The 17,858-nt window shown below is 64.0% G+C and carries 15 protein-coding genes; 7 read left to right on the top strand and 8 right to left on the bottom strand.

Annotated features, from left to right (window positions below; genetic code table 11):
* Positions 1 to 63: 63 nt before the first annotated feature.
* Positions 64 to 1,104 (top strand): NADP-dependent oxidoreductase, encoded by a 1,041-nt coding sequence (locus ACFORG_RS21145; protein ID WP_386737564.1) that lies wholly within the window; start codon positions 64 to 66, stop codon positions 1,102 to 1,104.
* Between the two features lie 77 nt (positions 1,105 to 1,181).
* Here the strand turns inward: ACFORG_RS21145 and ACFORG_RS21140 are convergent, their stop codons facing one another.
* Positions 1,182 to 2,087: a LysR family transcriptional regulator gene (locus ACFORG_RS21140; RefSeq protein WP_386737563.1), complete on the bottom strand. Its 906-nt coding sequence runs from the start codon at positions 2,085 to 2,087 to the stop codon at positions 1,182 to 1,184.
* 96 nt (positions 2,088 to 2,183) lie between these two features.
* Between ACFORG_RS21140 and metF the strand changes: the two genes are divergently transcribed.
* Together metF and ACFORG_RS21130 are read left to right on the top strand one after the other, a co-directional pair.
* Positions 2,184 to 3,050 (top strand): methylenetetrahydrofolate reductase [NAD(P)H], encoded by an 867-nt coding sequence (metF, locus tag ACFORG_RS21135; RefSeq protein WP_386737562.1) that lies wholly within the window; start codon positions 2,184 to 2,186, stop codon positions 3,048 to 3,050.
* 55 nt (positions 3,051 to 3,105) lie between these two features.
* Complete coding sequence (locus ACFORG_RS21130; protein WP_386737561.1) at positions 3,106 to 3,579, top strand: PaaI family thioesterase; 474 nt, start codon at positions 3,106 to 3,108, stop codon at positions 3,577 to 3,579.
* 7 nt (positions 3,580 to 3,586) lie between these two features.
* Here ACFORG_RS21130 and ACFORG_RS21125 read toward each other — a convergent pair whose 3' ends face one another.
* The 4 genes from ACFORG_RS21125 to ACFORG_RS21110 form a co-directional block, all read right to left on the bottom strand.
* Complete coding sequence (locus ACFORG_RS21125) at positions 3,587 to 4,678, bottom strand: DUF2235 domain-containing protein (RefSeq protein ID WP_386737560.1); 1,092 nt, start codon at positions 4,676 to 4,678, stop codon at positions 3,587 to 3,589.
* A complete protein-coding gene (locus tag ACFORG_RS21120) occupies positions 4,656 to 6,953 on the bottom strand; it encodes a xanthine dehydrogenase family protein molybdopterin-binding subunit (protein WP_386737559.1) in 2,298 nt (765 codons plus the stop codon). The genes ACFORG_RS21125 and ACFORG_RS21120 overlap by 23 nt, the downstream gene beginning before the upstream one ends.
* A gap of 81 nt (positions 6,954 to 7,034) precedes the next feature.
* Positions 7,035 to 7,361 (bottom strand): DnaJ family domain-containing protein, encoded by a 327-nt coding sequence (locus tag ACFORG_RS21115; RefSeq protein ID WP_386737558.1) that lies wholly within the window; start codon positions 7,359 to 7,361, stop codon positions 7,035 to 7,037.
* A gap of 80 nt (positions 7,362 to 7,441) precedes the next feature.
* Positions 7,442 to 10,603 carry a valine--tRNA ligase gene (locus ACFORG_RS21110; protein ID WP_386737557.1) on the bottom strand — a complete coding sequence of 1,054 codons (3,162 nt, stop codon included), beginning with the start codon at positions 10,601 to 10,603 and terminating at the stop codon, positions 7,442 to 7,444.
* Positions 10,604 to 10,716: 113 nt separating this feature from the next.
* Between ACFORG_RS21110 and ACFORG_RS21105 the strand changes: the two genes are divergently transcribed.
* On the top strand, positions 10,717 to 11,952 hold the full coding sequence (locus tag ACFORG_RS21105; protein WP_386737556.1) for a putative DNA modification/repair radical SAM protein: 1,236 nt from the start codon (positions 10,717 to 10,719) through the stop codon (positions 11,950 to 11,952).
* On the top strand, positions 11,952 to 13,382 hold the full coding sequence (locus tag ACFORG_RS21100) for a UdgX family uracil-DNA binding protein (RefSeq protein ID WP_386737555.1): 1,431 nt from the start codon (positions 11,952 to 11,954) through the stop codon (positions 13,380 to 13,382). The genes ACFORG_RS21105 and ACFORG_RS21100 overlap by 1 nt, the downstream gene beginning before the upstream one ends.
* Here the strand turns inward: ACFORG_RS21100 and ACFORG_RS21095 are convergent.
* The gene (locus ACFORG_RS21095; protein WP_386737553.1) at positions 13,367 to 14,125 is read right to left on the bottom strand and encodes a dienelactone hydrolase family protein; all 759 of its coding nucleotides are present in this window, start codon (positions 14,123 to 14,125) and stop codon (positions 13,367 to 13,369) included. The two genes, ACFORG_RS21100 and ACFORG_RS21095, sit on opposite strands and share 16 nt — an antisense overlap.
* A gap of 82 nt (positions 14,126 to 14,207) precedes the next feature.
* Entirely contained in the window at positions 14,208 to 14,990 is a 783-nt protein-coding gene (locus tag ACFORG_RS21090; RefSeq protein ID WP_386737552.1) for a crotonase/enoyl-CoA hydratase family protein, read from the bottom strand.
* A 133-nt stretch (positions 14,991 to 15,123) separates the two neighbouring features.
* Between ACFORG_RS21090 and ACFORG_RS21085 the strand changes: the two genes are divergently transcribed.
* Both ACFORG_RS21085 and ACFORG_RS21080 read left to right on the top strand, forming a co-directional pair.
* Positions 15,124 to 16,242: a pyridoxal phosphate-dependent aminotransferase gene (locus ACFORG_RS21085; RefSeq protein WP_386737551.1), complete on the top strand. Its 1,119-nt coding sequence runs from the start codon at positions 15,124 to 15,126 to the stop codon at positions 16,240 to 16,242.
* 75 nt (positions 16,243 to 16,317) lie between these two features.
* The gene (locus tag ACFORG_RS21080) at positions 16,318 to 16,500 is read left to right on the top strand and encodes a histidinol phosphate aminotransferase (protein WP_386737550.1); all 183 of its coding nucleotides are present in this window, start codon (positions 16,318 to 16,320) and stop codon (positions 16,498 to 16,500) included.
* Here the strand turns inward: ACFORG_RS21080 and ACFORG_RS21075 are convergent.
* The gene (locus ACFORG_RS21075; protein WP_386737549.1) at positions 16,488 to 17,708 is read right to left on the bottom strand and encodes a pyridoxal-phosphate-dependent aminotransferase family protein; all 1,221 of its coding nucleotides are present in this window, start codon (positions 17,706 to 17,708) and stop codon (positions 16,488 to 16,490) included. The genes ACFORG_RS21080 and ACFORG_RS21075 overlap by 13 nt on opposite strands.
* Positions 17,709 to 17,858 lie beyond the last annotated feature (150 nt).

Genomic DNA, 17,858 nt, shown 5'->3' with positions numbered 1-17,858 from the left:
TCACTGGTTGTAGGTCGACCGCGCTGCCCTCACCTTGGCAGCAACGTGACAAAGGAGATTGCAATGTCCGACCAGATGAAACGCATCGTTCTTGCCAGCCGCCCCGAAGGCGCGCCAACGCCCGAGAACTTCCGGCTCGAAACCGGCGAACTGCCCGAACCGGGCGAAGGCGAGGTATTGGTTCGCACCCATTACATGTCGCTCGACCCGTATATGCGCGGGCGGATGGACGACGCGAAATCCTACGCGGCACCGGTGCCGATCGGTGGCACGATGGAAGCCGGTGGCGTGGGCGAGGTCATTGCCTCGAACGATCCGTCGTTCAAACCGGGCGATTTCGCATTCGGCATGCTGGGCTGGGCCACCCACGGCGTGCAGCCCGCGAAGATGCTGCGCAAGATCGACCCCGACCAGATGCCGATTTCGGCCACGCTTGGTGTGCTGGGCATGCCCGGCTTTACCGGGTGGTATGGGCTTACGGAACTCGGACGACCCCAAAAGGGCGAAACGCTGGTCGTGGCGGCGGCAACCGGCCCCGTCGGCTCGATGGTCGGCCAGCTCGCCCGGCTTGCCGGGCTTCGTGTGATCGGCATTGCCGGCGGCTCGGAAAAATGCAAGCTGGCGACCGATACCTTCGGTTTTGACGCATGCATCGACCACCGTGCCTATGAAGCCGCAAAGGATCTTCGCAAGGCGATTTCCGACGCCGCGCCCGATGGCGTCGACATCTATTTCGAGAATGTCGGCGGCAAGGTGCTCGAAGCTGTGCTGCCACTGATGAACCCGCATGGACGCATCCCGATCTGCGGCATGATAGCTTGGTACAATGCCGGTGGCCTCGGGGCGGGCGCAAACAGCGACACCCTGACCGGGCCAGACCTATGGCGGAACATCCTCGTCAAGTTCCTCAGCGTGAATGGCTTCATCATCGCCAACCACTGGGACCGGTTCGGCGAATTCCTGAAAGAGGTCGCTCCACGGGTCGCCAGCGGCGAGATCAAGTATCTCGAAGACGTGGCCGAGGGGCTGGAAGCCGCACCCGAAGCCTTCATTGCCATGCTCGAGGGCGGCAATACCGGCAAACAGGTCGTCAAGCTGGTCTGACACCTGCACCGTTTGCCCAGACCGAACCTGGGGTGAAACGGGACACACCGTAAAGGGGGCACAAAGCCCCCTCGCAATCAGGCGGCCTGCAACTTGCGGGCCTCCTTGCGGGCCAGGCTCACAAGCTCCTGGACGTAGGGTTTCTCCAGATCCTCTTCACGCACCGCAGCATAAAGGCGACGCGTGATACCTGCCTCGGTCAAAGGGCGCGTGACGTAGTCCGAGTTGTACTTGACCTCTCGGACAACCCAGTCCGGAAGAACAGAAACGCCCCGGTTCGAAGCCACGAGCAGCAGGATCACCGCCGTCAGTTCCACCTGCCGGATACTCGCGGGTTCCACGCGCGCCGGCGTCAACAGTTGGCTGAACACATCCAGCCGTGAACGTTCGACGGGATAGGTTATCAGCGTCTGGCCACGAAAATCCTCGGCTTCGACAAAGGGTTTCGCCGCCAGCGGATGCGATGAGGCCGCGACGAAGACCGGGTTGTAGTCGAACAGTTCCACGAATTCGATGCCGGGAAGGTTTTCCGGGTCCGAGGAGACGACCAGATCCACCTCCTCCTTCTGCAACGCCGGCAAAGCATCGAAGGCAAGCCCCGGCTTGATGTCCACATCAACGTCGGGCCAGCTTTTGCGGAACGCTTCCAGCACTGGAAACAACCATTCGAAACAGGCGTGGCACTCGATCGCGATATGCATCCGCCCGGTTCGCCCGTCCCGCAGTGACGAGAACTCCTCTTGCATGGCCTCGATCTGCGGCAGGATCTGTTCGGCAAGGCGCAACAGGCGCAGTCCGGCGGGCGACAGTTTCATAGGCTTGGACCGCCGGATAAACAGCTCGACCCCTGCCTGGTCCTCCAACCCCTTGATCTGGTGGGACAGCGCCGATTGCGTGATGTTCAACTGATCCGCAGCACGGGCCAAGCCTCCGCAATCATGGATCGCCTTTATCGTCCGAAGATGACGGAACTCGATATGCATCCTTGGGTTCGCCTCATGTTGTTCTTGAGAAATATGAAGTTGCCTCACCATGCTGCACCTGCCACAAAAGCTCAACCTCAATGGAACGGAACCGTCATGACCACGCCGCAGATCTCATTCGAATTCTTTCCGCCGCAAACGCTGGAAGCGTCGTTTCGGCTGTGGGACACGGTTCACACCCTGTCGCCGCTTGGTCCGCGTTTCGTCTCGGTTACTTACGGCGCGGGCGGCACGACACGGGAACTGACTCGCGAAGCCGTCGCAACCCTGCACAAGACATCCGGCCTGAACGTCGCGGCTCACCTCACCTGCGTGCGGGCGACCCGCGACGAAACCCTGGGCATCGCGGATACATTCGCGCAGGCTGGCGTGACGGATATCGTGGCCCTTCGTGGCGATCCGCCAAAAGGAGAGGGTGAATTTCGTCCGCATCCCGGCGGCTTTTCCAATTCGGTAGAGCTGATCGAGGCGCTGGCCGACACCGGCAAATTCACCATTCGCGTCGGCGCCTACCCGGATATTCACCCCGAGGCACCGCACGCGGCAGCCGATGTGGACTGGCTCAAGCGCAAGCTAGATGCCGGCGCTGACGAAGCATTGACGCAGTTCTTTTTCGAGGCCGAAACGTTCTTTCGGTTCCGGGACGCCTGCGAAAAGGCCGGTATCGACAAGCCGATCACGCCGGGCATCCTGCCGATCGAAAACTGGAAGGGCGCGCGGCGCTTCGCACAGATGTGTGGAACAAAGATACCCGCATGGGTCGAAAACGCCTTTGAAAAAGCGACCCGCGACGGGCGCGAAGATCTGCTGGCAACGGCCATCTGCACCGAGCTGTGTTCGGACCTGATCGAGGGCGGCGTGGACAAGCTGCATTTCTACACGCTTAACCGCCCCGAATTGACCCGCGATGTTTGCCACGCCCTGGGGATTGTGCCCAAGGTCACGCTGCAGAACGTGGCGTAAGTCTTGTCCACCCCTGCCCGGCTGGTAGCGTTCCGGTCATCAGGGAGGACATTCCATGCACGCAGCGCAGGACCTGCTGACACCCGCCGACATGGCCACCATGTCCGGTTTGGAATTCATGCAAGGCATACTCGATGGCAGGCTGCCTGCCCCGCCGATTGCTGAAACGCTCGGCTACGATCTTCACGCGGTCGAAGAAGGGCGTGTAACCTTTCGCGGCACGCCCACGCGCGCCGTTTGCAACCCTCTTAGCCAGGTTCACGGCGGCTGGTACGGTACGCTTCTCGACAGCGCGATGGCCTGCGCGGTGCAGACGCGCGTTCCTGCCGGTGCCGCCTACACGACGCTGGAGTACAAGATAAACATCATCCGCTCGATCCCGCTGGGCACCCAGATCGACTGCGTCGGGATCGCCGATCATGTGGGTCGTTCCACCGGTGTCGCGCATGGAGAAATTCGCGGAACGGCTGATGGCCGGCTCTATGCCACCGGTTCCACGACTTGTATCGTTCTCAATGTCGTTGGTTAAAGTGCGCTCAGTGGATCTGCGGGGCGCGAAAACCGGGAATGAAACGCCATAGGCTCGGTGCCGGGTCGCCTTGCATCTCGGGCGGGACTGTTTCGTGATACCGCTCGCTGCGGTCCACGCCCATTACCCGTGCCCGCCGCAGCAGGAACAGCTTTCCCCAGCCGCGCCACGTACCGACCGAGGGCGCCTCGGGATCCGTTGGAAAGCGCAGGCGCCAATTCTCCGGCAATGGCAGGTCATGTGCCTGCGCGCGCTCCATCATCCACACAAGCGAGATGTTGGAGAGCGGACGCGCCTCTTCGAAGCCACCCAGTTGCCCGCCGACATCGCCATGCGCCCCGCGAAACCAGACCTGTTCAAGATGGCCGCTATAGGCAGGCGAACTTTGCCACAGGACAGGAGCGAACACCTCGCGTGTTTCGTTTAGGGCAAGCGCCTGGTAGCCCGACCGCACGCTCGGGCCCAACTCATGGTTGTGAAAGGCATGCCGCGCCTCGGCAAAACGCCACAAAAGCGGCAGGCGTAGGCCCAGCGCCTTGACGGAGTCCCATACGCCGATCATTTCGATTTCGACGTGCGCGTGGCAATAGGCGCGTCCGAAGTCTGCGGCATGGGTGCCGCGCGGATTGCGTTCGTAATGGCGATAGGCCTGTCTGATGTTTCGCTCGGTCGCATGTTCCGATTTCAGCAGGCCCACCATGTCGATAACACCGGCAAGGCTGCGGACGCCATAGGCACCGCGCGAATAGCCGAACAGAAAGACGCGGTCGCCGGGCTTGTACCGCGAGGCAAGATAGCCATAGGCGCGCCGGATCTGTCGATTGATACCCCGGCCGACGACCACGTCGCCTGTCTTTTTCCAGCTCTTCCATTGCACACCAGCCTCGTAAAAAACCGATATGCCCGGCCCCATTTCGCACATCATGCGATAAAGCTGACCGGCATGCGTTTCGTTGCCCGGCTCAAGGGTCGACATGGTACCGTCAAGGATGATCACGTGGGTGAGTGCCTCGCGATGCCGCGCTTCTGCCGAATGGCCCGAGGACAGCGGACGCCCGAGCCATCCCAGAAGTTTCCTACTCAGCCGCGACAGATTCATCTCTCAACAATTCCCATACTTTGAGCGGCGTGAACGGCATGTCAGCCTGGCGCACCCCCCGATCCCAGAGCGCATCCTGAACCGCGTTCGCCACTGCAGCCAGCGCACCCACGGTGCCTGCCTCGCCGCAGCCTTTCATGCCCATGAGGTTCGCGGTCGAAGGCACCGGCTCGGAAGAGAACTCAATCATGGGCACGTCAGCGGCACGTGGCAAGGCGTAGTCCATGAACGTCGCCGTGAGCAGTTGCCCATCTGCGTCATGCACAACATGCTCGGTAATGGCCTGCCCTATGCCTTGCACAACCCCGCCATGCACCTGCCCTTCGGCCAGCATGGGATTGATAAGATTACCGAAATCGTCGACCACAGTGTAGCGATCCACGCGTGTTTCTCCGGTTTCAGGGTCAATCACGACTTCGGCAACATGCGCGCCGTTGGGATAGCTGCGTCCGGGCAGCTTTGCGCGGGCCTCATGACTCAGCAACTCCATCCGGCCATCTGCACGGGCCATTTCAGCCGTTTCCAGCATGGTCGGTGTCAGGTTTGACCCCGGTGCGCGAAAGGTTTCGTCGTCGAACACAACGGCGCCCTCATCGACTCCCATCTTTTCAGCCAGGTAAGGCGTGAAGGCCTCGACCATGACGTCAACCGTCGCCAGTGTTGCCGTGGTTTGCACGGTGACAGAGCGTGACCCACCGGTACCGCCACCTTGTGCAATCAGGTCGCTGTCACCCTGCACGACCCGGATCCGATCGGCGGGAATTCCGGTCTGGTCGGCAAGGAACTGGGCGAACACGGTTTCGTGCCCCTGCCCGTTCGACTGCGTTCCGACGTAGAGGTTCACCGTGCCATCCTCGCAAAACTCGACCTTCGCGCCTTCGGAAGGATCGCCGAGAATGCTTTCGATATAGTAACACAGGCCCTGGCCCCGAAGCAGGCCGCGCGCGGCGTCGGCACTCTTGCGCGCGCCGTAACCGTCGGCTTCGGCCTCGGCGGCAGCGCGTTTCAGGACTTTGTCGAAATCGCCCACGTCATAGGTCTCGCCCGTTGCAGTGCCATACGGGAACGCCTCTGGCCGGATGAAGTTCCGACGTCGAAGCTCCCAGGGATCCACGCCCAATTCGCGCGCAGCGCGGTCCATGACACGTTCCAGCACGTAGATCGCCTCGGGGCGCCCCGCACCGCGATAAGCATCAACCTGCGTGGTGTTGGTGTAATAGCCCTCAACCTGCAGCCAGGTCGTCTGGATGTCGTACACCCCCGTCAATACGCGCGAGAAAAGCTGCGTCTGGATCGGCTGACCGAATTGCGAGTTGTACGCCCCGAGGTTGCAGCGCGTGCGCACCCGGTAGGCGGTGATCCTGAGGTCGGCGTCAAACGCCAGTTCCGCCAGCGAAGTCAGATCGCGGCCGTGATTGTCGCTCAACATCGCCTCGGTCCGGTCCGACATCCATCGTACGGGGCGCCCGAGTACTCGGGCTGCATGGGCAACGGCGAAGTACTCCGGATAGGCCATCGCCTTCATCCCGAAGCCGCCCCCGACATCGGGATTGGTCACGCGCACGTTCTCCGGTTCAAGACCCAGTTTTTCCGAAAGCTGGGTCTTCACACCCCAAACGCCCTGCCCGCCATAGCTCAGATGCAGGCGCGTCCCATCCCACTCGGCGTAGCAACCACGCGGCTCCATCGAGTTGGCGATGATCCGGTTGTCTACGACATCAAGTGCAACCGTATGCGCGGCGGTTTCGAACGCCTCCCGGGTCGCTTCCTCGTCGCCCATGTCCCAGTCGAACGCCCTGTTTTCAGGGGCTTCGTCATGAATGAGCTGTCCACCGGGGCCCAGGTCGGTCTTGGCAGGAAGATCATCTATATCCAGTTCGATCAGTTCCAGCGCGTCGCGCGCCTGCTCTCGCGTGTCCGCCACGATTACCGCGATCGGTTCACCGACAAAACGAACGCGCTTGCCCGCAAGCATGGTTCGGACCGGGGCCGCCCCCTTGCTGCCGTCACGATTCGTCACGACGGTGGCATTCATGGCGGTATCGATTCCGGCGTCCTTCAGATCATCCAGCGTCAGCACGAGATGCACCCCATCGGCGGATCGCGCGCCATCGAGGTCAAGAGCGGTTATGGTTCCATGCGCAACAGGGCTGCGAAGCACCGCGACATGCAATGCGTTTTCCGGCGCGATATCATCGACATATCGCCCCGCCCCGGTAAGGAAGCGGACGTCCTCGACCCGTTTGACAGGCTGGCTTTTCCCGAATTTTTCCATTGCGCAGGCTCCCTTTGGCTGACGAGGCGACACTAGCCTGCGACCGGCCATTGTCCAGACCCGCGCAGGGATCAGTCAGCATTACCGAAAGAAGCTGCGCCGGGCATCGCGCGCCATGTTCCAACGCATTTCCAGATCGGCGATCCGGGCCATCGCAGCCTTGCGTTTTGCCGGGTCGGAGAGCTGGGGATAGGCCTTCCGTGCGGCGTCCAACTCTTTCTTGAGGCGAAACTCTTCCGGGATCACCCCCGCTTCGGCCATGATCCTGTGACCGGCGGCAAGTGCCGCGTCGCCTTCACCCGATCGGTCGGGAAGCGGTTTGCCTTCGCCTTCCAGGTGATCGAGCTGCCCCTCGGCGCGGGCCTTGAGGATCTGGCGTTCGATCAGGTTTCGGAAACTGCGGATCATCCGGTGAGTATAAGAAATAAACCCGCCACTTGCGAGAGTGGCGGGTTCGGATTGTCACGCGCTGGAAAGACGAAGAGAGGTCACGCGATCTCGGCCAGCCGGGCGAGTGCCTCGTTGATACGCGCCTCTTCCTCTTCTCGGGCGGCTAGGTTTTCGCGGGCTTCCTCGACAACCTCGTCGGGAGCGGACGCAACGAATTTCGGGTTGTTCAGCCGCCCCCGAAGGCCGCCCAACTCCTTGGAAAGCTTGGTCTTTGCCTTCTCAAGGCGCTCTTTCTCGGCCCCGATGTCGATGATGTCCGCAAGCGGCAGACCAAAGGACGCGCCGGGAGCGGAGATCGAGATGGTGCCCTTGGGCGGGGCGTCCATCCTCGTCAGGCTGTCGATGCGGGCGAGACGCTTGATCAGTGTCTCGTTCCGGTCCCACGCGGCCTGGCCGTCGGCGTCTATCTCGGTCACGATCATCGGCACGTAGAGGCCAGCGGGAACGCGCATCTGTTGGCGGGCCGATCGCGTGTTCTCGATCACCGAGATGACCCAGTTCATCTCGTTATCCGCTTTGGAATCAATGAGTTCCACTGAAGCGTAGCTGGGCCATTCGGTCGTTACCAGCATCTGGTCGCGCTGCGCGGTCAGGCCCCAGAGCTCTTCGGTGACGAAGGGCATGATCGGGTGCAAAAGGATCATGCACTGATCCAGCACCCAGGCCATGGTGGCGCGGGTTTCTTCTTTGGCATCAATGTCTTCGCCCTGAAGAAGCGGTTTGGACAGTTCCACGTACCAGTCGCAGACCTTGCCCCAGACAAAGGCGTAAAGCGCGTTGGCCGCGTCGTTGAACCGATAGCTGGCCAATGCGGCATCGACCTCTTCACGGACGCGGGCCGTTTCGCCGACGATCCAGCGGTTCACCGCGAATTGTGCGTTTTGTACATCCTCCACACGGCCAATTGACCGTTTTGTACCATCGTAAACCCCGTTCATCTCGGCAAAGCGGACGGCGTTCCAGAGCTTTGTGCCGAAATTGCGATAACCCGCGATCCGGTCGCGCGACAGTTTCAGCACGCCACCGATGGCCGCCATCGAGGCGTTGGTGAAGCGCAGCGCGTCGGCACCGTATTCGTCGACGATTTCCAGCGGGTCGATGACGTTGCCGGTGGTCTTGGACATCTTCTTGCCCTTCTCGTCGCGGACGAGCTGGTGCAGGTAGACGGTGTGGAAGGGGATCTGATCGACCACGGCCAGTTGCATCATCATCATCCGGGCGACCCAGAAGAACAGGATGTCAAAGCCTGTGACCAGAACATCGGTCGGGAAGTAGCGGCGCATCTCGTCCGTATCCTCGGGCCAGCCCAGCGTGCCGATGGGCCAGAGGCCGGAGGAGAACCAGGTGTCCAGAACGTCGGGGTCGCGCCAGACCGGGTAGACCAGCCGGGTCGGATCCTGGCTGATCTCGTATTCCGCAAGCGAGGTGGCCAGGGCGTGCAGCGCGGCGTTGCGGTCTTCGACCTCGACCACGCGGGCGTGGTTGAGCGGCGTCGGCAGCGAGGCCTCGGCATCCTGAACCCGCGTGACGACGCTGTCGAAATCGGGCGCGCAGAAATGGTGCTCGTCACCGAGCAGCAGTTTCTGTTCGGACAGCAGCCTGCCCATTTCCACGAGGTCGAGCGTGCCGTCGCCCTCGTCATCCTTGAAACTGCCGCAAGACAGGTCGAACCCGTACCAGACCGGGATCTGGTGACCCCACCACAGCTGGCGCGAGATGCACCAGGGCTCGATGTTTTCCAACCAGTGATAATAGGTCTTTTCGCCCGACTCGGGGATGATCTTGACGGTGCCGTCGCGGACCGCGTCCAGTGCGGGGCCGACGACCTTTTCGGCATCGACGAACCACTGGTCGGTCAACATCGGCTCGATCACGACCTTGGAGCGGTCGCCAAAGGGCTGCATGATCGGCTTGGCCTCGACCAGGGGCATCAGCGCGGCCGGATCGTCATCCTCGGCCAGCTTCTTGCCCAGAACCGGGTTGTCAGCGCGGGTCATGACGGCGAGGCCTTCGGCCGTGATTTCCTCGACCACGCGCTTGCGGGCCTCGAACCGGTCAAGCCCGCGCAGGTGGTCGGGGACAAGGTTGATGATGTCGATCTCGGATTCGGTGAAGGCCGCACCGCGCGCATACCCCTGCGCCTTGGCGGCCTCTTCAGAATAAGGCGCGCCGTCGTCGCGCATATGCCCCCGTGTGTCCATCAGACGGTAGAGCGGGATGCCGCCGCGCTTGGCGACCTGGTAGTCGTTAAAATCATGCGCGCCGGTGATCTTGACCGCCCCGGACCCGAAATCGGGATCGGGATACTCGTCGGTGATGATCGGGATTTGGCGGCGATGCTCTTTCGGGCCAACCGGTATTTCGCAGAGTTTTCCGACAATTGGAGCGTAACGCTCATCCGACGGATGAACCGCGACCGCGCCGTCGCCCAGCATGGTTTCGGGGCGGGTCGTTGCGATCGAGATATAGTCGCGCTCTTCTTCGAGGATGACGTTTCCGTCTTCGTCCTTCTCGACATAGGTATAGGTCTCGCCGCCGGCGAGCGGGTACTTGAAGTGCCACATGTGGCCGGCGACCTCGATATTCTCGACCTCGAGATCGGAAATCGCGGTTTCGAAATGCGGGTCCCAGTTGACCAGCCGCTTGCCGCGATAGATCAGGCCCTTGTTGTACATCTCCACGAAGACCTTGATGACGGCGTCGTGGAAATTGGGCGAGTTCTCATGGCCGGTGCGCGGATCGCCTGCGGCGCCTGCCATGGTGAAGGCGTTGCGCGACCAGTCGCAGGACGCGCCGAGGCGCTTGAGCTGTTCCACAATGGTGCCGCCATACTGGCCCTTCCATTCCCAGACCTTTTCCAGGAATTTCTCGCGCCCGAGTTCAGTGCGCGAGGGCTGCTGCGTGGCGGTCAGCATCTTTTCGACCTGCATCTGCGTGGCGATGCCGGCATGGTCCTGCCCCGGCTGCCAGAGCGTGTCGAAGCCGCGCATCCGGTGCCAGCGGATCAGGATGTCCTGCAGCGTGTTGTTGAAGGCATGGCCCACATGCAGCGCACCCGTGACGTTGGGCGGCGGGATCATGATGGTGAAGCTTTCGTCGCGCGAACGGTTCGCGCCCGCCTTGAAAGCGCCGGCCTGTTCCCAGGCCGCGTAGAGGCGGGGTTCGGCCTGGGCCGCGTCAAAGGTCTTGTCCATCGCCATGGGGCACTCGCAGATGTCTGTTTCCGGGTTGCGACCTGCAATACCGAAAGGGGAAGCCGAGGGAAAGAGGCGCGGGGCTTGATGTTTTCCGGATCGGAACATATCAAGAACGCATGGGAAAGCTGAATCTGGATCAGAAGCTGGCGATCCTGTCGGACGCCGCGAAATACGATGCCTCCTGCGCCTCGTCGGGTGGTCAGAGGCGGGGTTCCCGCGATGGCAAGGGCATCGGTTCGACCACCGGGTCGGGAATCTGCCACGCCTATGCGCCGGACGGGCGCTGCATCAGCCTGCTCAAGATCCTGATGACGAATTTCTGCATCTACGACTGCGCCTATTGCGTGAACCGGGTCAGCTCCAACGTCCGGCGCGCGCGGTTCTCGCCCGAAGAGGTGGTGCAGCTGACGCTGGAATTCTATCGGCGGAACTATATCGAGGGGCTTTTCTTGTCGTCGGGCATCATCCGCTCGCCCGACGATACGATGGCCGACATGGTACGCATCGCGCGGATGCTGAGGGTGGAGCACAACTTTCGTGGGTATATCCATCTGAAGACCATTCCCGATGCCGACCCTGCGCTGATCGAGGAGGCCGGGCTTTACGCAGACCGGCTGTCGATCAACGTGGAGCTGCCGACGGATGCGGCGGTCAAAAACTATGCGCCCGAGAAATCGCCCGACCAGATCCGCCGCGCGATGGCCGATGTCCGGGTCAGGCGCGAGTCGCGAAAGGAGCGGAGTTTCACCGGGAAGCGGCCGCCGAAATTTGCGCCTGCCGGGCAGTCCACGCAGATGATCGTCGGTGCGGATGGGGCCAAGGACGCGACGATATTGCAAAGCTCGACGCGGCTCTATTCCTCGTACCGGCTGAAACGGGTGTATTACTCGGCCTTCTCGCCGATCCCCGACGCATCGGCCGCGCTGCCGCTGATCAAGCCGCCGCTGATGCGGGAGCACAGGTTGTACCAGGCGGACTGGCTGCTGCGGTTTTACGGGTTCGACGTGGATGAGATCACCGGGGCGACCGAGGACGGCAACCTTGACCTGAACATCGATCCGAAACTGGCCTGGGCGCTGGCAAACCGCCACCTGTTCCCGGTGGACGTGAACCGCGCGGATCGCGAGACCTTGCTGCGCGTGCCGGGTATCGGGGCCAAGACGGTGGGCCGCATCCTGACCACGCGGCGGCACCGTACGCTGCGCTACGAGGATCTGCGGCGCATGGGCGCCAACCTGAAACAGGCGCGCCCGTTTATCACCTTGCTCGACTGGCGGCCCGGTGCGGCGCTGGACGCGGCCGACCTGAGGGCGCGGTTCGCACCGCCGCCAGAGCAGTTGCAACTGATCTGATGCGGCGGGTCGTCCTGCCCCAGATCGGGACCTTCGAGGCCTGGCGCAACGAGGCGCGCGCACTGCTGGGCGCCGGCGTTCCGCCCGAAGAGGTGTTGTGGTTCCGGGGCGAGGCCGAGCCGGACCTGTTTGCAGAGCCGCTGCCCCCCGCGCGCGGCGATGCCGTGACGGTGCCCAAGGGCTTTGTCGAGCTGGCGCGGCAGGTGATCTGGCATTCCGACCCGGAACGGTTCGCGCGGCTCTACACTCTGCTCTGGGCATTGCGGGGCAATCGCCACCTGCTGTCAGACCGTGGCGATGCGCGGATCGACCGACTGAACCGGATGGCCAAGGAGGTCGGGCGCGACAAGCACAAGATGACCGCCTTTGTCCGGTTTCGCGAGGTTGCCGAGCCGCGCGGCGGACGGCGGCAATTCGCTGCGTGGTTCGAACCGTCGCATTTCATCATGGAGGCCACCGCGCCTTTTTTTGCGAAACGCTTCGGCGACATGGACTGGTCGATCTTTACCCCGGACCTGTCGGCGCATTTCGACGGGCGCGGGGTCAGGTTCGAGGCGGGCGCACCCCGCCCCGACCTGCCCGAGGATGCCGCTGAAGATCTCTGGCGGACCTATTTCCGCAACATCTTCAACCCGGCGCGGCTGAAGCTGGATGCGATGCACGCGGAGATGCCCAAGAAGTACTGGAAGAACATGCCCGAGACGCAGCTGATCCCCGAGATGGTGGCGACCGCGCAGGCCCGCGCGCGGGAGATGGCGGAGGCCGCGCCGACGCTTGCCCCAGCGCGCGCGGCGCGCATCACCGACCGCCTTGCGGCAGAGCGCGCCGAACCGCCGCCCATGGGCGACCGGGCCGCGCTGCTGGCCGGATTGACCGGGTGCCGCCGCTGCCCGCTGTGGCGCAACGCGACCCAGCCCGTACCGGGCGAAGGGCCGCCGGACGCGCCGCTGATGGTGGTCGGAGAACAGCCGGGCGACCGCGAGGATCTGGAGGGGCGGCCCTTTGTCGGACCGGCGGGCCGGTTGTTCGACGAGGTGGCCCGGCGCGCCGGGCTGGATCGCGGACGCGCTTATGTCACCAATGCGGTCAAGCATTTCAAATTCGTCCCGCGCGGCAAGCGGCGCATCCACCAGGCACCCGACCGGGGCGAAGTGCAGCAGTGCAAATGGTGGCTGGACCAGGAACGCGCGCTGGTTCGCCCGCGGCTGATCCTTGCCATGGGCGCCACGGCGGTCGAAAGCCTGACGGGCAAGCGTGCCGGACTATTGTCGCGGCGCGGCACGATCGAGGAAACGACCGACGGCACCCCGGTTCTGATTACCGTCCACCCGTCATACCTGCTGCGCCTGCCGGATGGCGAGCGGGCCGAGGCGACGCACCTGTTCGAGGCGGACCTGCGACAGGCGGCCGAGGTTCAATCGCGACCCTGACGCGGATTGCCGGTTTCAAGGCCGAAGCGCGACCGGAAGTAGCGCTCTACCCGCGCATAGGCCGGGGCGTGGAAATCCAGCGTCAGCAGAGAGTGGCCACGGCCGGGATACTCGACCACCTGAACGGCATCGCCAAAGGCGGCCTCGACCGCGCGCATATGTGCTCGGGTCGACAGCCGGTCGTCGCGGAAGCGGATGGCAAGGGCCGGCCCCTTGCGGTCCATCGCGTGTTTCGCCGCCGTGATCTCGGCCGCCGACATGTGCAGATGGGAGCCGCCCAGAAGCGGCAGCGAGGGCTGGCTGGCCACGGCGGCCTGCACCGCGTCCTCGGCCATGAGCGGGAGCGCGAAACTACCGGTTAAGCACATGCCGATGACCCCGACCCCCTGCCCGCCCGCGCGGCTGTCGATCTCGGCCACCAGCGCCGCGATCCATGCGGCGACGGGACTTTGCCCGCCGCGGCGGAACAGGTGGAACTCGCGCCGGACACAGAACAGGCGCAGCGCGTTGGCCGCGATCGCCTCGCGCCCGAACGGTCCGAAGAGATGCGGCAGGTAAGTGGAAAAGCCGGCCCGGTTCAGGCGGGCCGCAAGCTCCAACGTCTGCGGGCCGATGCCCGGCAATTCCTGCAGGATGAGGATTGGCGGACCAGAGCCCGAGAAATGGACCTCGTGACTTGCCTGCGCGCCGGTCGAGAGCGGCGCGGAAAATCTGAACGAGGAATGCGCAGGCCTGTCCGACATGCGCGCAGTCTACGCGAAACGGCGCGCCCTATCCACGACGGGGCCAGGAGCGCGGCCTGCGGCGCGCCGGTCTGCCTATTGCCTAGTCGAAATTCGGTTCGCGGCCCTGCATGTTCGCGGCCACCGCCTCCAACTGGTGCTTGCGCCCGATCAAGCCGACGGATTCCCGCGATTCGGTCAGAAGCACGGTGGCCCGGTCCGCCTGTTCGGCAACACCAATGAGGCGTTTCGCGGCGCGGATGGCAGAGGGGCTCTTGCCTGCGATCTCGGTCGCGAGGTCCTGCGCGGCGCCAAGCGGGTCGTCGTGGATCTCGGTCACCAGCCCCCAGTCGAGCGCCTGCCGCGCAGCGAAGGGACGCGCGGTATAGGTCATCAGCCGCAGCACGTCCGAGCGGACCAGTTGCGGCAGAAGCGCCATGCCGCCGAGATCGGGAACAAGGCCCCATTTCATCTCCATCAGGGAAAGCTTGGCATCGGGTGCGGCGATACGCACATCCGCGCCCAGCGCCAGTTGCAGCCCGCCGCCGTAGACGTGGCCCTGCACCGCGGCGATCACCGGGACCGGAACGCGGCGCCAGACCATCGCGATTTCCTGCATCTCGTTGGCATCTTCGTGGCTGCGGGTCATCAGCCATTCCTCGGGGTTCATGTTCCCCATCTGCATGAACGATGCGAAATCCAGTCCCGCGCAGAAACTGCGCCCCTCGCCCGCAAGCACGACGGCGCGCGCGTCCGAGGCGGCCACCTCCTGCCCGGCGGCGACGATGGCCTTGACCATCGCATCATCGAGCGCGTTCATCTTGTCGCCGCGTGTCAGCGTGACATGGGCGACGTGATCCTGGTAATCGACGGAAACGCGGGCCATGGGACCTCCCTGTGCATTCGTGTCGGGGCTCAGTCTGCACGGCTGACAGGCCGGAGGCCAGCGGGACGTGGGGGCAAAAGCGCCGCGGCCTTGGGGCTTGCCGCGGCAAGCGCGCTGCGGTTATCTGCGCGCCATGACACAGCCCCGCTATACCCAGATCGTCCAGTCGCTGCCTGCGACCGTCCCCTTTGTCGGCCCCGAAACGCAGATCCGTGCGCGGGGCGAGCCGTTCAAGGCGCGTATCGGCGCAAACGAGAGCGTGTTCGGCCCCTCGCCGCGCGCGATCGAGGCAATGCGCGACGCCGCATCCGAGGTCTGGATGTATGGCGATGCCGAGAGCTATGACCTCAAGCAGGAGCTTTCCGCCCGGCACGGCGTCACGCCCGCCCATATCGTCGTGGGCAGCGGGATCGATGGACTATTGGGGTCGCTCGTGCGGCTGGTAGTTGAGCCGGGCGATACGGTCGTGACCTCTGACGGGGCCTATCCGACCTTCAACTATCACGTCGCGGGGTTCGGCGGGGTGCTGCACAAGGTGCCTTATGTCGAGGATCGCGAAGATCCGGCAACCCTGTTCGCCAAGGCCGCCGAGGTGGGTGCCAAGCTGGTCTACCTTGCCAATCCCGACAACCCGATGGGCAGCTGGCACCGGGGCGAGGAGATCGTCGCGGCGCTGGACAAGCTGCCGGACGGGGCGCTTCTGGTGCTTGACGAGGCCTATGTCGAATGTGCGCCCGAAGGAACGGCGGCGCCGGTCGACGTGGACGACCCGCGCGTGATCCGCATGCGCACCTTCTCGAAGGTCTACGGCATGGCGGGCGCCCGGATCGGGTATGCGCTGGCCGCGCCCGAGCTGATCTCGTCCTTCAACAAGGTGCGCGACCATTTCGGCGTCAACCGCATCGCGCAGGCCGGCGCGCTGGCGGCGCTGCGGGACACGGCGTATCTTGACGAGGTGCGGGGCAAGATCGCGGCCTCGCGCGAGCGGCTAGCCGCCATTGCGCGCGAGAACGGTTTGGAGCCGCTGCCATCGGCCACGAATTTCGTCGCCATCGATTGCGGGCGCGACGGCGCCTTTGCCAAGGCGGTCCTGGACGGGCTGATCGCTCGCAGCATTTTCGTACGAATGCCGTTTGCAGCGCCGCAGAACCGCTGTATCCGCGTCAGCTGCGGTACCGAGGCCGACATGGCGGCCTTTGCTGCCGCTTTTCCGGGCGCACTGGACGATGCACGCACCGATCAGCCCGAGTAACGACGAATTGACCCCTGACTTCTGGAACCTGCGCGCTATCGTCGCAGTTAGCTCCATACCGATCAGGAGGCAGTCATGGACAACAATAGGCTTCGGTCCGCACCCGATTACACCCGCGCCGCGCTGACCATGCTGGGGGTGAACCTCATGTGGATCTTCTTCGTGCTCTGGGTGATCTTCGGGTTCCTGCCCGTCTTGCTGCTGGCGGCCTTCATCAACCAGGTGATCAACCGGCTTGAGGCGCGTTACAGCGCCTGACGCGCGCCGGCGATGACCTTTGCCGCCGCCGCGACGCCGCCCGACCCGTGCGGGATGTCGAGCGCGGCCAGCCCGGCCTCGATCCCGCCGAGCATTCCCAGCACCATATGCGCGTTGACATGCCCCATGTGCCCAATGCGAAAGAATCCGTGCCATGCCGGATCGCCCGGCGGCGCCATGCCCAACCCGATGCCGAGTGTCAGCCCGACATGCGACGTCACCCAGTCGCGCAGTGCCGTGCCGTGCGGTGAGCCGATGCGCAGTGCGGTGACCGCATGCGACCGCAGCGTGCGATCCGCCACGTTGAGGTGCAGCGGCCCCTCATCCGACCAGGCCTCGCAGGCGGCCCAGATGGCCTCGGCCAGGCGCTGGTGGCGCGCCCAGACATGTTCGACCCCCTCGGCATGGATGAGGTCCAGCGCGGCGCGCAGACCGTAGAGGTGATGCGTCGGCGCGGTGCCGCCGAAATACTGGTAGAATTCCTGTGGGTCGCCGCGCGGCACCCAGTCCCAATACATGCTGACGCGCTTCATCCGGGCGCGCACCTCGGCCGCACGGTCGTTGAAGAAGACGAAGGACACGCCCGGCGGCGTCATCAGCCCCTTCTGGCTGGCCGCGACCATGACATCGACACCCCAGTCGTCCATCTCGAACCGGTCGCAACCCAGCGAGGCGATGCAATCGGCCATGAGAAGCGCCGGGTGGCCCTCGGCATCCAGCAGCGCGCGCAGGGCCGCGACGTCGTTTCGTACAGAGCTTGACGTATCGACATGGGTGGCCAGCACCGCCTTGATCGCGTGTCCGGTATCGGCACGCAGCGCAGCGGCCACCTGTTCCATGTCCCAGGTGGCTTGTTTGCCGAAATCGAGCACGTCGACCTCGGCGCCCAGTCCGCGCGCCATCTCTCCCCAGCCGATGCCGAACCGTCCGGTGGCCAGCACGAGAACACGCTCGCCCTCGGCCACCGTGTTCGCCAGTGCCGCCTCCCACGCGCCGTGACCGTTGGCGATGTAGATGGCGACCTGTCCGCTGGTCCGCGCGACGCGCTGCAGGTCGGGCACGAGAGAGCGCGTGATCTCGATCAGCTCGCCGGCATAGATATTGGGCGCGGCGCGATGCATGGCGCGCAGCACCGCGTCGGGAACCACCGAAGGGCCTGGGATGGCAAGGTATTCCCGCCCCTGCGAAAGAGTGATTTCCTGTGTCATGCGCGCACTGCCCCCGTCTGAATTGCGGCCACGATAGCGCCGGGGACGGCAGGGTCAATCGGCCGAAATGACCGGTCTGCTTGCGTGGCCCTGCCCGGCTGCTTAAATGGGCGCGTCATGACGCATTTCACAGACCCTGCACAGGCCCGG

The sequence above is a fragment of the Lutimaribacter marinistellae genome (genome assembly GCF_042648365.1).
GTDB classification, from domain to species: Bacteria; Pseudomonadota; Alphaproteobacteria; order Rhodobacterales; family Rhodobacteraceae; genus Lutimaribacter_A; species Lutimaribacter_A marinistellae.
Note: the sequence above shows the minus strand (reverse complement) of the source record. Positions and strands in the feature narration are given on the sequence as shown.

Excerpts from the sequence above, each read along its gene's own strand:
- ACFORG_RS21105 (WP_386737556.1), top strand. The coding sequence starts at position 10,717 with ATGGGAAAGCTGAATCTGGATCAGAAGCTGGCGATCCTGTCGGACGCC.
- ACFORG_RS21115 (WP_386737558.1), bottom strand. The coding sequence starts at position 7,361 with ATGATCCGCAGTTTCCGAAACCTGATCGAACGCCAGATCCTCAAGGCC.
- ACFORG_RS21125 (WP_386737560.1), bottom strand. The coding sequence starts at position 4,678 with ATGAATCTGTCGCGGCTGAGTAGGAAACTTCTGGGATGGCTCGGGCGT.
- ACFORG_RS21085 (WP_386737551.1), top strand. The coding sequence starts at position 15,124 with ATGACACAGCCCCGCTATACCCAGATCGTCCAGTCGCTGCCTGCGACC.
- ACFORG_RS21120 (WP_386737559.1), bottom strand. The coding sequence starts at position 6,953 with ATGGAAAAATTCGGGAAAAGCCAGCCTGTCAAACGGGTCGAGGACGTC.
- ACFORG_RS21090 (WP_386737552.1), bottom strand. The coding sequence starts at position 14,990 with ATGGCCCGCGTTTCCGTCGATTACCAGGATCACGTCGCCCATGTCACG.
- ACFORG_RS21080 (WP_386737550.1), top strand. The coding sequence starts at position 16,318 with ATGGACAACAATAGGCTTCGGTCCGCACCCGATTACACCCGCGCCGCG.
- ACFORG_RS21140 (WP_386737563.1), bottom strand. The coding sequence starts at position 2,087 with ATGCATATCGAGTTCCGTCATCTTCGGACGATAAAGGCGATCCATGAT.
- ACFORG_RS21145 (WP_386737564.1), top strand. The coding sequence starts at position 64 with ATGTCCGACCAGATGAAACGCATCGTTCTTGCCAGCCGCCCCGAAGGC.
- ACFORG_RS21075 (WP_386737549.1), bottom strand. The coding sequence starts at position 17,708 with ATGACACAGGAAATCACTCTTTCGCAGGGGCGGGAATACCTTGCCATC.
- ACFORG_RS21100 (WP_386737555.1), top strand. The coding sequence starts at position 11,952 with ATGCGGCGGGTCGTCCTGCCCCAGATCGGGACCTTCGAGGCCTGGCGC.
- metF (WP_386737562.1), top strand. The coding sequence starts at position 2,184 with ATGACCACGCCGCAGATCTCATTCGAATTCTTTCCGCCGCAAACGCTG.
- ACFORG_RS21130 (WP_386737561.1), top strand. The coding sequence starts at position 3,106 with ATGCACGCAGCGCAGGACCTGCTGACACCCGCCGACATGGCCACCATG.
- ACFORG_RS21095 (WP_386737553.1), bottom strand. The coding sequence starts at position 14,125 with ATGTCGGACAGGCCTGCGCATTCCTCGTTCAGATTTTCCGCGCCGCTC.
- ACFORG_RS21110 (WP_386737557.1), bottom strand. The coding sequence starts at position 10,603 with ATGGCGATGGACAAGACCTTTGACGCGGCCCAGGCCGAACCCCGCCTC.